We start from the raw sequence: 15,380 nt of genomic DNA, 5'->3' as shown, positions 1-15,380 counted from the left end.
TCGTCGCACCGACTCCCGACCTACCGAACCCGCGCGCGCTCAATGCGAAACGCATGCCATGGAATTTGTATGTCTCAATCCATCAAACCGTCCGTCGCCCGATACGCCGCCAACAGCAATTTCGACACGCCCCGCCATTTGGGAACGCGCTATAATGTGCAGGGAACCTTCCTGCCGGAACCAGGTAATACTGTGATCTGTCATCTGGTGGACGGTTCGGCCTCAGAGCGCGCTGTCATTGAGGTGCGAAACCGCCTGCTGTCGATGCCCGACGCCGGCAAACTCACGTTCACACCTGTCTCCAGCCTGCATATGACGCTGTTTCAAGGCATCATCGAATATCGCCGCGCGCTGCCGTTCTGGCCGGCGGATGTTCCTCTCATCACCGGCATCGACGAGATGACGCGTCTGTACCTGGATCGTCTCACACAATTCAGAGACTTCGGATCATTCAAAATCAAGGTGATTGACGTCACTCCCGTGAGTCTGACCGTTACCGGCGCTACTTACGAAGACGAGACTGTCATAAAGAAATGGCGTGACGCACTCGCCGTTCCGTTCGGCTACCGCCATCCAGATCACGACAACTATTTCTTTCATATCACCTTCGCTTATCCCGTTGACTGGTTGGCTGATGAGCGCCTCCCCGTCTGGCAAAAGCTGCTGGACGAGTGTCTCCTCTATCTTGAGAGAACAGCGCCCATCATCGAAATTCGTCCACCCGCCTTTTGCAGCTTCAATGACATGAACCACTTTGAAGAACTGCTGGTTCTGGGCAACAGACATCATCTAGCATCTGCGTCGAGCATGGCGAAATAAGCATGCGCATCGCCGTTCCGGTTGCGTCGACTGTCGGGCACCGCAGCCCCACAACTCCATCATGATTGGGAATCGGGAAATTGAAGGGGCAAGGGAAATATAAATCTAAATGATTAGAGAAGCCCGGGGCCGCGACTAAAATTGTTACTTTGGCTGCCGGGATGCAACTGCTTCCATCAGCTTGCCAGCAAGCATCTCATATTTCTCATCATAGTGATGGTCGCCGGCAAGTTCGATCTTCTGAACTGCAGAAAGCGATGGAGCTGTGCACGCCGTATCATCCTCTTCCGAACCATAAACGCACAGGACCTTGTCCAGCGGCAGCTTCGCAACTGCCGGCGCTACCTCATTATCGCCACCCAGGCCCAGCCACGCACCAACAGAAACCTGAAACGGTGTGGTCTCTTCCGTGCCGATCAAGCCGACGAGACTGATACGGTCCTGCAACTGCTTCGGCAGAAAGGGCCAAGAGAACGGGATCGTATTAGCGCCGAAGGAATAGCCGAGCAAAACCACGGGCAATTTGCCGGAGGGGTCAGCTTTGGCGACAATCCTTGCAATATCCTTGGCAATGTCTTCCGGTTTGCGCAGCGACCAGAAATAGCGCAGCGAATCTACGCCGACAACGTGCACACTCTTTTTCGCAATGATGTCGCCAACAGATTTGTCGATATCGCGCCAGCCGCCATCGCCGGAGAAGAATACCGCGAGGTATTTAGCCTGGCCATCAGCGGCAGGAACGTCGATGGTGGGCAAGGCCTCCGCTGAAGCATCTTCCTTGGCAATATCGACTGCTGCATCAGCCGCTATTACAAACCGCTCAGCTTTGGTGGCACCAATTTTTTCCTGCGCTAGAAAAAATCCGGCACTCGGAGGACCCTTGGGATCAGTGTCAGGCTTCTCCCGCACAATCGTCGTCGGATTGGGTAGATCGGCGTCATAGGAGTAGCTGAACCCCTCTCCCGGAACGGCTTCGTAGTCCGCACCTTCGCATGAGGGAAGCTTCGTTTTGAGCGCCACTGACGGATCGACTGAAACCGCACCGGCAAGCGTTGCTGCCGGAGCATCGGACATCGACGCATAAGCCATGACACCACCCTCGCCGATACCGATAACCACCGGATGCATATAGGTATCGACGGCAATCCGGCGCTGAGCTTCCTTTGCTATGCCTTCAAGATCGGAAACAAAATAGGTGCAATCGCCCGTATCCTGATCGAGTTCCTTGCGCCATTTCTCCAGATCAACCGTCAGCACAAGAAAATCGCGATCCAGCAGCAGTTTCGTCAAGGTTTCATCGTCAGCACCGAGACCACCCTTCTGCGACACCAGGATGGCAATGCCTGTCGGCTTGCCAGCTGGTCGCAACAGCGGGACGTCGTTAAGGCGCTCGGACGAAATGAGAATTCGGCCGCCCGAAGACCCGAAACCAAACCAAGGGAAAAAATGAAGCGCTGCAGAAAGACCCACGCTAACGAGGACAAGTGCAAGTATGGCGATGAGGTAGGGCCTGCGAATGAATTTCATCGTTTAAAGACCTCGAAGGGGCTGCCGCTAACCAGGTTTGTCGCATCGATCAGCGAACGAGGTGTCGCGAGGCCCGGGGGGCAAATCAGATAATAGGGAGTCCATTTCGGGCCGAACTTATCCTTGAAAGCGCGCAGTCCGTCAAACCGATAAAATTCAGCGCCGCGGCGGTAGATAAATGAACCGATACGGTTCCACCGGGAGGCCAGATGGCTATCGGAAAGGCCTGACAGGGGCGCAGCGCCAAGATTGAACCAGAGGTAGCCTTCGCCCTTCGCAGCCATCAGGAGATTGGCGAACAACCCATCCATAATGACGCTGGATGCATCAGGCACATGCCGCATCAGATCGACGGCAATTTCCTGATTACCTGCACCGCGCCACACATTGGCAAAGGCCACGATCGCGCCGCCCTCCTTGCGCAGGACTGCAATGTCGAAGTGTGAAAGGTAGGCATTTTCGAACGAACCAAGCGAGAAACGCTTTTCGGAACCAGATTTCATTTCGAGCCAGGCATTGGACACGACGCGAAGTTCGTCCATGATATCCGCGGTTTGGCCCTTTGGAAGGATTTCGAAGCTGATCCCTTCCTTTTCCAAGCGCCGGGCGGCATAGCGCAGGGGCTGGCGCTTGGAGCCCTCAAGCGAGAAATCGCTGAGATCAACGCGTGCGACTTCGCCAAGCTTCAGCGCGGTCAGGCCCATATCCAGGAACAGAGGCAGTCTTTCCGGACCTACCCCGTAGAATACCGTTCTAGTACCGGTGCGATCTGCCAGTCCTCGAAAAGCCCAGGCCAGATCGGCAATCACATCATCGCTGCCCACTGGTTCACCCATTGAAACCAGACTACCGCCAGAACGGGCATACATGACAAAGCCTTTGCCTTTGGGATCCATCAGGAAGCGCTTGTCACCAAGCAAAGCAAGCGCATCCGAAGCGCTCGGGGACATAGCAACGAGATCGGGCACTTGTTCCGGGATGGGCTGGGCGCGCAGTTTGCTCCGGCCAACGCCATTGATGATCGTATTGATCGTTATCGCCGCGAGAACGGTCAGGATGAGTACAGAAACGCGAAGGAAACGCGATGCCTGCGCATCCCAGGCAAACTCCCACCACAGTTCATTCGCATATTCGACATGCCGATAGGCGAAAAGACCGAGCCAGAGAATGGCAAACGCCGTTGTGCCGACGCTGGCCAGCCAGCCCCAGGACAAGCTGAAATGCTCGCCCAGCGGTTTGCGATAAAATGAATCGCGAAATAGCAGAAGCGTGCCTGCCATCAAAGCAAGCATAAGCGCTTCTTCCCAGGCAAAGGCCTTGCTCAATGCGAAGATCGCCCCAAGGCTGAAGAGGATCAGCGCGAGGAACCAGGCGCGCCAGAGACGCCGTGCGAGGCCCCGCGCGACGATCAGCAACGCCAACCCGACGAAGCTCGCGCCAAGATGGGACATTTCCAGAAATGGTAGGGGCAATACGTCGGCAAGCATTTCCAGCCGGTGGTGAAGATCGGGAATGACCGCGGAAATAAGCAGAACGATACCGCCAAGAAAGGCGATGCCAGCCGACAGCGGCGGGATGAGCGGCTCGAACATTCGCACAGCGGAAATGGTTGGGCCGGCGATGAGATGGCGGCGGCGCAAGACTTCAGAAACGACGAAACCTGCTATCGCCGCCAGAAACGGAATGAGCGTGTAGATGACGCGATACGCGACCAGCGCCGCTATAGCGTCGGGATTTTGCCCCAGCCCAAGACCCGCAACAATGGTCGCTTCAAACGCACCAATGCCGCCGGGTGCATGGCTGATGATACCTAGAGCGACAGCGACCACATAGACGAGAGCAAACGCTGGAATGCTGTTCACCGATCCTGCCGGAAGCAGCACATAGAGCGTCGCCGCGGCGGCGGCGACATCCACGAGACCGGCCAAAATCTGCAGCAGGGCACCCTGCGACGAGGGCAAGCGGACAGATAGCCGGCCGATGTTGAGGGTTCGCTCGCGGCGAGAAAGCCAGTACAACAGGAGCGCCACAGCAAGGAGAACAAATATGCCGATTAGTTGATCGAGAACCGGTCCGAACGAAAATATCCAGGGTATCCGTGAGGGATCGATGACGAGGGCGACAGCAATCAGGATGGTGAACGCAAACCAGATTGCCATCCAGGAAGTACCGATAATCCGGCCGATGTCGGCAATATCTATCCCTTCGGCAGCATAGACCCGATAGCGAAGTGCGCCGCCGGTAAGCAGGGAAAACCCGAGAGCGTTTGAGATTGCATATCCCGCACCGCCCGCCATGGCTGATATGTGATAGGGCACCCGCCCCGGTGCAATGGTTTCGACAGCAACCACATCATAGAGCGCAACGGCTGCGAAACTTACAAATGTAAAGAATAACGCAGTCAACAGAACGCTGCCGGGTATGGCATGGAGGGACTGCTTGACATCACGGATCGAAATGCCACTAGAAAGATGATCGAGAACCAACAAGCCGATCACGGCAACTGCTATTCCGAAAAACGCGAACAATGCGGATTTCGTCTTCTTGCCCCACGGCAGTCTTGACTGCGCGCGGGCTTCGATCCTGCGTGTTTGCTTGTCGTTGCCAGGTATGGACGTCATAAGGGGTTCCGGAGCCAGAAACGGATGAAAGTAATTTTGATTTCACCATGAAATTGTGACGGCGTCATTAGCCCTGCAATAATGGCGGGATTGAGCCGAGAAAAGGCAAATTAAACAACACCTGCATCAACGCCGGTTAAACACGTTGACCTGTTATTTGAATACTGGTGATAGGGTCGATTCGACTTAAGCTGCATCCAGGACCAGGTGGCGATGGCTTCCAGGTGCTTTGACACGACCCACGGCGGCTGATGGTGGTTTTAGTCCCATGCCTTCGGCAATGGCTGTTGCAACAGAATTGCTGTTCTGAACAAGAAAGGAATAACGCAGCTTGGACAGCCGGATCCGCTCGGCAACATCTACTGCAGTCCGCCAACGCGCGGCAATGGAAGAAACGTTACCTTCCATAAGGACGATCGTGCGCGACGTAGGCCGTACATAGAATTCAGGACAATATACGAGGTCGCGTTTAGCATAATCAGTGACAACGGCAGTCAGGGGCCCTCGAAGCGCGCAATAATTGAAACTGCCATCCGCATGGGCGGCACCGCCATTGATTTCGTAGAGTGGCCTGCCGGTGTCATCGGTCCAGACAACAAAATTATGGCTGACAATCCCCGCGAAACGCGGGATGGGATAAGAGCCAAAAAGAATGCGGTGGTTCATGAAGCGTGACTTTAAGTGACAGAATTATGACCAAGGAAGTTCCTCAATAGAGCATTTTTCAGCAAAGACAATACTCAGGTCTTTCACAGAATTTTGAGCTTTTTATACTTAGCCGACACACTACTACTGAAGTTGAAATCAACAGCTGGAATCCCCGCGGGAAACATTCATTTCTCCCCCAAAAACCGATATATTTGTTGGGGACATTGCAGCGTTTCCCGAAATAATACGATGAAATATATTTTGCACCTTTTGCAGATTGCCAGAAGCAACTGTTTCATTTCGTTGACAAAACATCGGCGTCAGGCAACACGCACGCGTATTTCACCAATTCCGTCCACACCTCCGATCATTTCGTCGCCAGGCAAAACAGCACCCACGCCAGCTGGAGTGCCCGTATAGATGAGATCGCCGGCTTGCAGCGTAAACAGTGTCGAGAGATAGCTGACCGTCTCAGGTATTTTCCAAATCATTTGTTCGAGGTCACCGCGCTGTCGTTCAGCTCCGTTGACTTTCAACCAGACCGCACCCTTGGCCGGATGACCGATGTGTGTGGCAGGCACGACAGCCGAACAGGGCGCAGACGCTTCGAACGCCTTTCCAACCTCCCAAGGACGCCCAAGCTTCTTGGCTTCCCCTTGCAGATCGCGGCGTGTCATATCGAGACCAACTGCATAGCCAAATATATGATCGAGCGCATTTTCAGTGGCAATGTCAGAGCCACCTTTTCCAAGCGCAACAACCATTTCCATTTCGAAATGGACATCCTTTGTCGCAGACGGATACGGGAAATCGCGACCATCCGTGAGAAGGCAATCCGGATTTTTTTGAAAGAAAAACGGCGGCTCGCGGTCAGGGTCATGTCCCATCTCGATGGCATGATCGGCATAATTCCGTCCGACGCAATAGATCCGATGAACCGGAAACAGCTTGTCTGAGCCGATAACCCGCAAGGACGGTTGCGGAAGCGGCTCGAAAACAAATTCATTCTGATGCATTCTTACGCCTCACCTCAAATTAATTGGCTGACCTTCATCTCAGTCTTCTCAGACAGCATGACACATACTAAGTGTTATAGAGATCAGACAAATCGCCAATGCAACCTGTCATATGCAGCGGCATAACGCCCTCGACAAGGATTCCGATCTTTCTCATGCATCAGAGACTTGATTTGCAAGATCCGTTGCATGCGGACGACAGCGATGACTTTCTGCTGGACCAGGTGCAGCGGGCGAATTTCCGCTATTTCTGGGAGGGCGCTCATCCGCAGAGCGGCCTCGCGCGCGACCGGTCCGGCCGGACTTCCGATCCGAATAATGACCTCGTCGCTATTGGCGGATCCGGCTTCGGTTTCATGGCTGTCCTCGTTGCCATTGAGCGTGGCTGGATTTCACGCGATGAGGCACAAGTCCGTATTGAAAAGATGCTGTCGGCGCTCGAACGCACGAAACTCTATCGAGGCGTCTTTCCGCACTTTATCAATGGAGTGGATGGCACGACCGTACCCTTTACACGCCTGGATGATGGTGGTGACCTGGTTGAAACGTCGCTTCTCGTTCAAGGACTGATTTGTGTCCGGCAATATTTTGCCTCCAACGGCCCCAAAGACACCGCCATGCGTGACAGGATCAATCGGCTGTGGCGATCGGTCCAGTGGGATTCCCACATCAAACCGGGGGAAAAGGTTCTCTACTGGCACCACAGTCCAAAATTTGGCTGGGCGCGCAATGTGCCGATCCGGGGCTGGAACGAAGCGCTGATCACTTACGTCTTGGCTGCAGCCTCCCCGGACCATGGGATCGATCCAGAGATTTATCACGAAGGTTTTGCGGCAAATGGCGCCTTCATCAATGGGCGAGACTATTACGGCGTCAGGTTACCATTGGGCCCGGAGTTTGGCGGCCCCATGTTCTTTGCACACTATTCTTTCTGCGGTCTCGATCCGCGTGCCCTTACAGACCAATACGCCGACTACTGGTTGCAGAATTGTAGCCACGCGGAAATCAACTACCTGCACAGCGTGCACAATCCACATGGTTATATCGGCTATGGTCAAGCGTGCTGGGGCCTATCTTCCAGTCACGGTCCGAGAGGCTACAGGGTAAGTTCGCCCGGTTCAGATTTCGGATTGATTGCCCCCACTGCCGCCCTCAGTAGCCTGCCATACGTTCCAGAACACTCCATGCGTGCCTTGCGTTATTTCCTGACTCTTCCCCATGGGAAGGTGAACGGCAGGTTTGGCTTCGTCGATGCGTTTTCGCTTTCCAGAAACTGGTTCGCCAGGACCTACCTCGCCATAGACCAGGGCCCGACCATTGCCATGATCGAGAATCATAGAAGCGGCCTCCTATGGAGGCTCTTCATGAGCGCGCCGGAAATCCAGAATTCTCTGCGAAGCCTTGGCTTTGCCAGCCCTCATCTGCTCGGATCGCGGGAACCAAACCAAGACTGAGGCATTGCTTCTCCCAGGACAATTGATCATCCTCCGATCAAATTCCGCATACTCCCATTCAAGGGACCAGACATGAAAATCCATGCTGTTTTTAACCGCGATGGCGGTACGTTTCGCACCATGGATATCAAGTTGTTCGCGAAAACAGCCAAGGCAATTTTTGAAAAGCATGGCCATACGTTTGAGAGCGAGATTGTACCCGGCAAAAGTGTTGTGAAGACGTTGCAAAACGTTGCTAGCGAGGTGGGCGAGCACGTTCTCATGGCCGGCGGCGGCGACGGCACGATTTCGGCCGCCGCGGATGTTGCTTGGAAAGCAAAGGTGCCGCTCGCAGTCTTGCCCGCTGGAACAATGAATCTTTTTGCACGCGCCCTGAAAATTCCGCTAGATATTAACGTAGCCTTGGAAAGCCTCGCCAGCGGCACCATCCAGGCGGTCGACATTTCTACCGCCAACGAGGAAAGCTTTGTTCATCAGTTTTCGATTGGTTTCCAGCCGCAGATGATCAAGCTCCGCAACACCTTGGAGTATCGCTCCCGCTGGGGTAAGCGTCTTGCAAGCATCCGCGCATTCGCCAAAGCCATGGGCAATCCGCCGCGCTTCGCCGTGCGCATGGTCATCGACGGCATCCCCACAGAGCGAACCGTTTCCGCTATCTCGATTTCGAATAATCCTTATGGTAGCGGCGTTTTACCGGTGCCTGACAACGTCGACCACGGCGAATTGGGCGTCTACGTTGCCGGAGGCCTAACCCCCGGCGCTATAGTAAAGTTGGCGTTTAGCGTTCTGACCGGGTCGTGGCGCCGCAACCCCGACGTCGACGAAATTCTTGCCAAGAAAGTTGAGCTACACTTCCCGCACCTGCGGCGCGGCGCAAAAGCGACCATAGACGGCGAGTTGATCCCGCTCGCGCGAGACGTCAAAATCGCCATTCACGTGGGAGAACTTCAGGTTCTTGTCCCCAAGTCAGGCTTTCCATAGAAAACGGCGCGGTTTGACCGCGCCGCCCAGTCCAGTTGGATACGACGTCAGCTACTTTTCTTTGATTTCTTGACTGGCGCCGCCTGTCCAGCCGCCTTCCTCGCCGCAGCTTCTTCGGCAGCGAGCTGATCCGCGCTCTTCGGCATTGTGTCAACTACGGAACGCACCTTACCCTTGTCGGTAACGGTGCACATCGCATCGCGGAGATCAACCTTCAAGCGCACCTGATTCACGCCACCACCCACTGGTTCGGCATCGATGGCCTTAATGTTACTTTCGCCCATGAAATATTTGGAAGATGCTGCCGCAATGCACGGTTGAGCAAGAGTCGCGTTCACCGGCGGTCGTACTGGTGCGAAAGTCGGCATGGTCGGCATCATGCTGGGTGCGCCGGTCGTAGAACATGCTGCCAGTGGAATAAGGATTACCAGAGGGGCAATCCGGCTCAAAATATCGGTAGGCAGACGCATGGTTCTCTCCGCAAAGTCTTATCGCAGGATTGGATATAGGCCGGAAACTATTCGGTTTTTATCATTTGTCTAGTGGCGCAACTGCCACAATGGGACTTTATTGCCACAAGTCCATCCCGGGATGTCAGCGGGAGGCCGACAGCATCCAGTTGAGTACCCCGCGCCAGTCGGTCATGCGAATTGGCGTGCCATGATTGCCGCTCTCAAATCGATGAAACCGGGCGGGATACCCCGGCGCCGATGTCCGTATCTTCCGGTAAAAAGCCTGCTGCTTTTCGACAGCAAAAACCGGATCACGGCTGCCATGGCCGAAGAAGACCGGTACTCGGCGTTTAAACGAAGCTGATTCGATAAAGTGCTCATCCCACAGCGATCCGAGAATGATCAAGCCCGAGATGTGCCTGGACGTTTCGGCATCCTGCGCCAGCTTCCAGCACAATGAGCCGCCCATCGATCCACAAGCGACGAAGAGCTTGGCTTGTGGCGATTGCGCCTTGAAATAATCTATTACACCCGCAACTTCGCTTTCGCCCTTGTCTCCGAAGTCACTAAATTCTGGTGTGACATAGAGTCCTCCATTGCGATCCATCAGGTTTTTCAGGCGATTGAAGTTACCGCCGAACGTAAAGTCGTTCATGCCTTGCTGGCGATTACCGCCCTGGCCGTGCAGATAAATGGTAATGACAGAAGCGCCTGAAAGTTTCCCCACTGTCATGACTTTTAGCGGTCCCTTGGATGTCGTAACCACAAGGTCCCTTTGCGAACGTTTCGGCTGAAGTGAGATGTAGTTCTGCTTGACGCGCCGTTCCGGCACCTGATCGCGACCGTTGATATCCCGCATCTCGTTATAATCGACCACGACATAGTCGCCACCATCGCCGGTCTTGAGAATCCCGGGATAGGCAAAGAGATCATCTTTGTAGGGCTCGAGCTGCAATGCTGACACGGGGCTCGAAAGGCAAACGAACGCCAAGGCGCCGAGAATAAAGTACCTGATCAAGCGAATTTCCTATCGGATGGGCTGAGTAATAGTACCACCCGCGCGATCCAGCATATCCGGCGTATCGACGTCAAGGGCAGCCGCCTCGCCAAGCTCCACATCGATGACAGGAATATCGCCACGCTCGATCAAATGACGTGCACCAACATCACCGGCCAGACTGAATACTTCGTTGAACAAGATACGCGGCAGGATCACCGGATTGCCGCGCTTGCCCTCGAAAGTCGCCCTCACGACGGATTGACCGCCGGTGCTTTGAAAACGACTGATCATGGCCTGCAGATCGGTCGCGGACAGAGCAGGCATGTCGGCCAGGAGCATCATGACGCCGTCGGACGACCCTGGTACGTTTCTGATCGCGGTTTGCAGCGATGAGGCTAACCCGCTGGCATAGTCCTTGTTAAGTGCAATCATCACATTGAGCCCATCCAGCGCCGCGCTGCATTGCTCTGCCATATGTCCGAGCACGGCGACGACAGGACGCCCACCCGCCTGGATTGCAATCTGTGCGGAGCGGCGTATCAGCGGTACATCGTCGAAAGTGGCCAGCAATTTGTTCGGCCCCATCATACGGGTCGACTGACCGGCAGCGAGCAGAGCGATCGCAACGTCGGGCCGCGCCGCCAACGGGCGTGGATCGCGCGGCTGCGGTCGCGTCGGAATTTCCATCAACAAGCCCCCTACACCCATTCCGACGATGTCTGACTTGGTCACCGGCACATTCGCCATCAGCCGGTCGAGCACCCAGTCAAAGCCGTTTTCCTTGGGGCTTCTCGCGCAACCGGGAGCGCCGATCAACGGCTTCTCATCAAGTTCGCCTAGGATCAGCAGGTTTCCCGGATCAACTGGCATGCCGATATGACTAACGGCTCCGCCTGCCTCCCTGATTGCCGTGGGAACAACGTCGTCCTGATCGACCACAGCGGAGGCGCCAAAAACGACGACGAAGTCATTTGCTTCCTGCAATTTGCGTATCGCTTCTGCCAGCGGTTTGCTCGCATGGGGCGGGCGCAGTTCGGATGTCACAACTCCATGGTTGGCTGCGATTCGTGCTGCGATGACACGGCGCGTCTTGTCGAGCACTGTCGGCTTGATTGATGGCAGCGTCGTCTGGATCAGGCCAATGCGTGAGCCTGCGAAACCGCGCACTCCAAAGGCCGTACGACCACGTGCCAACTCCGCGATCCTGTTAGTTACAGACACAGAAACGGCGAAAGGAATGATCTTGATGGTCGCAACCATCTGCTGCTGTTGAACCTTGTCGAATGGTTTCAACGTCGCGATCGTCACGGAGGGATCGACCGCATTGATGGCATTGATCAACTCAGGATCCACCGTGAAAAGCCCGGCCGTTTCGGCATAGCAATTGACCCGGCCGGTCGATGCTGGCCCCGCCCGCACGCCAGACCATTGCAATGCTTCCGTTATCCGTTTGGCCGCTTCGTTTTCTTCGATATCTGCGTCTTGCAAGCGAGCGCCAATGATGTACGTGACGCCTGCTTCGCGCAATTGCCCAAGGTCATGCTCCTTGAGGACATGTCCCTTTTTCAGCTTCACGTTCCCGACATGGGTCGAGTGCGCAAGGATAACCCCAAGCGCATCTTCGATATAGATTTCACCAAAGATCATACTGTCTTTTCCAGATTCCGCGCGGTTTGGAGACCTCTGGCTCGAAATGCCTTGATCACCTCGGCCATAACCGCAACGGCTATTTCAGCAGGACTGGCGGCACCGATATCAAGGCCGATAGGCGAATGAATCAAAGCGATCTCATCATCGCTGGAACCCAATGCCTTGAGCCGCTCGACCCGCTTTGTATGCGTCTTGCGGCTACCCAGCGCGCCGACGTAAAAGCATCCCGCTTTTAGCGCCCGCTCCAGCGCCTGATCGTCGATTTTCGGGTCATGCGTGACGACAGCAACCGCCGTATAGGGATCAAGTGGTCGCTGCTCGAGTATATCCTGCGGCCATTCTGCAAAGAGTTTGATATCCGGGAAGCGCTCCGGAGTGGCAAACGCCGTACGCGGATCGATGATTTCCATATCGTATCCCGCAATTTTTGCCATCGGCGCCAAGGCCTGGCTGATGTGCACAGCCCCAATCACCACCAGACGCGGCGGCGGCACGTGGACGTTCAGGAAGAACGACCGGCCCTCGATCTCGGCGAGGCTAGATTTTCCGGACAGGAACGCCTGGCTGATCGCATCGCCGAGTAGACCGGCAACCGGATCGCCCTCCTTGATCACGCGGTCGCGCCCGTCGCCCAGATCAGTCAGCAACAATGCCGCACGGCGGGCCCGCCGTTCTGCATTGAGCTTCTTCAGACAATAGGGATCCATACTCAGCCCAGCCGTTCGACATAGACTTTGATACGTCCGCCGCAGGACAGACCGACCTGCCAGGCGGTTTCGTCGGCGACACCGAATTCAAGCATGCGCGGGGTGCCCTGGCTGATCACATCCATGGCTTCGGCAATGACCGAGCCTTCAACGCAACCGCCAGAAACCGAGCCCTCGAAATTACCTGCCTCATCGATCACAAGATGGCTGCCGACCGGGCGCGGTGCCGATCCCCAGGTTTCCACGACTGTGGCAATCGCCACGTCGCGGCCTTCGGCCATCCAGCTTTCGGCGATCAGCAGCGGATCGCGTATTTGTTCAGTGGGGTTTTGCATTGTATGACAGTACCACAAACCTCAATATTGGTGCAACCAGCGCCTCGGATCGTCATCGTTATTGCGCGGTCGGCTGAGAGCCCGGCACAGATCCTCCAAAGCATCCATATTGTGCACGGCACGGAACTCGTCAACATAGGGTAACATAGCTTTTACCCCACGCGCACGGGGCTCAAAACCTTCAAATCGGAGTAAAGGATTGAGCCAGATCAGCCGACGGCATGATTTCGATAACCGCTCCATCTCGGCCTCAAGACCGTTCGTATCCTCGCGTTCCAGTCCGTCGGTAATGAGCAGCACTACCGCACCTTGACTGAGAACACGTCTCGACCAATGACGATTGAATTCCCGCAGGGTTTCGCCAATGCGTGTACCGCCTGACCAGTCCTGTACGGCACCGGTGCAATGGGCAATCGCATCATCCGGGTCACGATAGCGCAGGGATCGCGTGATGTTGCTCAGCCGCGTGCCAAAGACGAAGCAATGCACCCGGCGACGCTTGGCCATCATTGCATGCATGAAATGCAGGAAAATGCGGGTGTATTGGCTCATGGAACCGGAAATATCGGCAAGGACGACCAATGGCGGATGCACTTCGCGACGCGAGCGGAATTTCGGTAAAATGAGATCACCACCAGTTCGCAGGCTCGCACGCATCATCGCTCTCGGATCGATACGCGCGCCCTTCGGGTCACTGCGGAAACGCCGCGTCTCGACTTCATCGACGGGCAGCGTCAGCTCATCCATCGCCCGGCGCGCCTGGCTGAGCTCATCGGCCGACATCTGGGCAAAGTCCTTGGTCCGCAGCACTTCCTTGCCGGAAAATGTCAAACGTGCGTCCACATCGATCTCGGGCGGGAGTTCTCCAGGCTGGTTGCGCGAGCTTTCCTTGAACAGCGCTTCGGCGACGCGAGCTTCGGCAGCCCTAGGCTTTGATCGTTCGCGCGCCAAGGCTACCGGCGAAAACATGGCCAACATTTTCTCGATCAGTTCGCGGGAGCGCCAATAAAGCCGGAACGCCTCATCGAATGTCGCATGATCCTCGCGGCGGTTGACGAGCACACTGTGCAGCGTCCAATAAAAATCGTCCCGAGAGCCGATACCACCGGCCAAAACCGCCTCGATCGCGTCCCTGACGGAAGCCGGGCCAACCCGCAACCCGGCCTTTCGCAAGGTGCGGGCAAAAAAAACGATGTTGTCCGCGAGGCGGCTTTCGCTCCGCGCTATCTCGGGTGATGAGGCGAATGTTTCCATGTCACGCCGCGTTCAGTTCCGCCTTGACCTCATCAAGTATTCGTCGCCCCTCGCCGCCGGAAATTCTGGCTATATCATCCTGATATTTGAGCAAAACGCCGATCGTATCGGATACCGTCTCCGGATCGAGTGCCAACTTATCCATTTCGGTCAAAGCCCCCGCCCAGTCGATGGTTTCAGCGACACCCGGCAGCTTGAACAGATCCATATCCCGCAATTTCTGCACATACCGGACGATCTCATCCGACAGGCGTTCATTGGCTGCTGGGACTTTGCGGCGGACGATCTCAAGCTCCCGTTCAGCGGAGGGATAGTCTACCCAATGGTAGAGACACCGGCGTTTCAGTGCGTCGTGGATCTCACGAGTCCGATTGGTCGTTATGATGACGATTGGTGGTTCGGCAGCACGGATCGTTCCAAGTTCCGGAATCGTGACCTGATAGTCCGACAGTACTTCGAGCAGGAAGGCTTCAAAGGCTTCATCGGTTCGATCAAGTTCGTCGATGAGAAAAACCGGGGCCTTACCCGGTTTACCCGACAGCGCCTGCAGAACGGGCCGCCTGATCAGGAATTTCTCTGAAAAAACATTGCGCTCTATGGCTTTCTTATCAACCTTGCCACTCGCTTCATCGAGGCGAATCTCGATCATCTGCGCTGCATAGTTCCATTCATAAACAGCAGAAGAAACGTCGAGCCCTTCATAGCATTGCAGGCGGATCAGCGGTCGGTCCAGCGTTGCCGCGAGTACTTTGGCGATCTCGGTCTTTCCGACGCCCGCCTCGCCTTCCAGAAACAAGGGTCTCTTCATTCGCAAGCTGAGGAACAATACCGTCGCCAACGCGCGGTCGGCGACATATCCGCCAGCCTCGAGCAAAGCCAGCGCATCTTCGATCGATTGCGGTAGTTCAGCCATGGC

14 protein-coding genes are annotated in these 15,380 nt (G+C 55.6%); 3 read left to right on the top strand and 11 right to left on the bottom strand.

All coding sequences use genetic code 11. The features are described 5' to 3' along the window. The first annotated feature begins 69 nt into the window (after window positions 1-69). The gene (locus C7476_RS05615; RefSeq protein WP_114429042.1) at window positions 70-819 is read left to right on the top strand and encodes a DUF1868 domain-containing protein; all 750 of its coding nucleotides are present in this window, start codon (window positions 70-72) and stop codon (window positions 817-819) included. A 144-nt stretch (window positions 820-963) separates the two neighbouring features. On the opposite strand, the gene C7476_RS05610 is transcribed toward C7476_RS05615, so the two are convergent. The 4 genes from C7476_RS05610 to C7476_RS05595 form a co-directional block, all read right to left on the bottom strand. Beyond that, complete coding sequence (locus C7476_RS05610) at window positions 964-2,346, bottom strand: virulence factor family protein (RefSeq protein ID WP_181872352.1); 1,383 nt, start codon at window positions 2,344-2,346, stop codon at window positions 964-966. After that, window positions 2,343-4,967, bottom strand: coding sequence for a bifunctional lysylphosphatidylglycerol flippase/synthetase MprF (mprF, locus tag C7476_RS05605; protein WP_114428900.1), 2,625 nt, complete (start codon window positions 4,965-4,967; stop codon window positions 2,343-2,345). Before mprF ends, C7476_RS05610 begins: the two co-directional genes overlap by 4 nt. 186 nt (window positions 4,968-5,153) lie before the next feature. Beyond that, window positions 5,154-5,633, bottom strand: coding sequence for a hypothetical protein (locus tag C7476_RS05600; RefSeq protein WP_114428899.1), 480 nt, complete (start codon window positions 5,631-5,633; stop codon window positions 5,154-5,156). Between the two features lie 302 nt (window positions 5,634-5,935). Further along, window positions 5,936-6,631 (bottom strand): fumarylacetoacetate hydrolase family protein, encoded by a 696-nt coding sequence (locus C7476_RS05595; protein ID WP_114428898.1) that lies wholly within the window; start codon window positions 6,629-6,631, stop codon window positions 5,936-5,938. Between the two features lie 155 nt (window positions 6,632-6,786). Between C7476_RS05595 and C7476_RS05590 the strand changes: the two genes are divergently transcribed. Both C7476_RS05590 and C7476_RS05585 read left to right on the top strand, forming a co-directional pair. Further along, window positions 6,787-8,085 carry a glucoamylase family protein gene (locus C7476_RS05590; protein ID WP_114429040.1) on the top strand — a complete coding sequence of 433 codons (1,299 nt, stop codon included), beginning with the start codon at window positions 6,787-6,789 and terminating at the stop codon, window positions 8,083-8,085. Between the two features lie 72 nt (window positions 8,086-8,157). Further along, window positions 8,158-9,066: a diacylglycerol/lipid kinase family protein gene (locus C7476_RS05585; protein WP_114428897.1), complete on the top strand. Its 909-nt coding sequence runs from the start codon at window positions 8,158-8,160 to the stop codon at window positions 9,064-9,066. A 47-nt stretch (window positions 9,067-9,113) separates the two neighbouring features. Here the strand turns inward: C7476_RS05585 and C7476_RS05580 are convergent, their stop codons facing one another. The 7 genes from C7476_RS05580 to C7476_RS05550 form a co-directional block, all read right to left on the bottom strand. Beyond that, on the bottom strand, window positions 9,114-9,536 hold the full coding sequence (locus C7476_RS05580) for a hypothetical protein (protein ID WP_114428896.1): 423 nt from the start codon (window positions 9,534-9,536) through the stop codon (window positions 9,114-9,116). 124 nt (window positions 9,537-9,660) lie between these two features. Next, window positions 9,661-10,536: an alpha/beta hydrolase gene (locus C7476_RS05575; RefSeq protein WP_114428895.1), complete on the bottom strand. Its 876-nt coding sequence runs from the start codon at window positions 10,534-10,536 to the stop codon at window positions 9,661-9,663. Between the two features lie 9 nt (window positions 10,537-10,545). Next, window positions 10,546-12,165, bottom strand: coding sequence for an NTP transferase domain-containing protein (locus tag C7476_RS05570; protein WP_114428894.1), 1,620 nt, complete (start codon window positions 12,163-12,165; stop codon window positions 10,546-10,548). Then, window positions 12,162-12,875: an XdhC family protein gene (locus C7476_RS05565; protein ID WP_114428893.1), complete on the bottom strand. Its 714-nt coding sequence runs from the start codon at window positions 12,873-12,875 to the stop codon at window positions 12,162-12,164. The genes C7476_RS05570 and C7476_RS05565 overlap by 4 nt, the downstream gene beginning before the upstream one ends. Window positions 12,876-12,877: 2 nt before the next feature. Beyond that, window positions 12,878-13,210: an XdhC family protein gene (locus C7476_RS05560; RefSeq protein WP_114428892.1), complete on the bottom strand. Its 333-nt coding sequence runs from the start codon at window positions 13,208-13,210 to the stop codon at window positions 12,878-12,880. A gap of 21 nt (window positions 13,211-13,231) precedes the next feature. Beyond that, complete coding sequence (locus C7476_RS05555) at window positions 13,232-14,464, bottom strand: vWA domain-containing protein (RefSeq protein WP_114428891.1); 1,233 nt, start codon at window positions 14,462-14,464, stop codon at window positions 13,232-13,234. A gap of 1 nt (window position 14,465) precedes the next feature. Further along, window positions 14,466-15,377 carry an AAA family ATPase gene (locus C7476_RS05550; RefSeq protein WP_114428890.1) on the bottom strand — a complete coding sequence of 304 codons (912 nt, stop codon included), beginning with the start codon at window positions 15,375-15,377 and terminating at the stop codon, window positions 14,466-14,468. Window positions 15,378-15,380: the final 3 nt, after the last annotated feature.

Origin of the sequence: Phyllobacterium bourgognense (assembly GCF_003337575.1) — a bacterium.
GTDB classification, from domain to species: Bacteria; Pseudomonadota; Alphaproteobacteria; order Rhizobiales; family Rhizobiaceae; genus Phyllobacterium; species Phyllobacterium bourgognense.
This window is presented reverse-complemented; position numbering and strand designations above follow the sequence as displayed.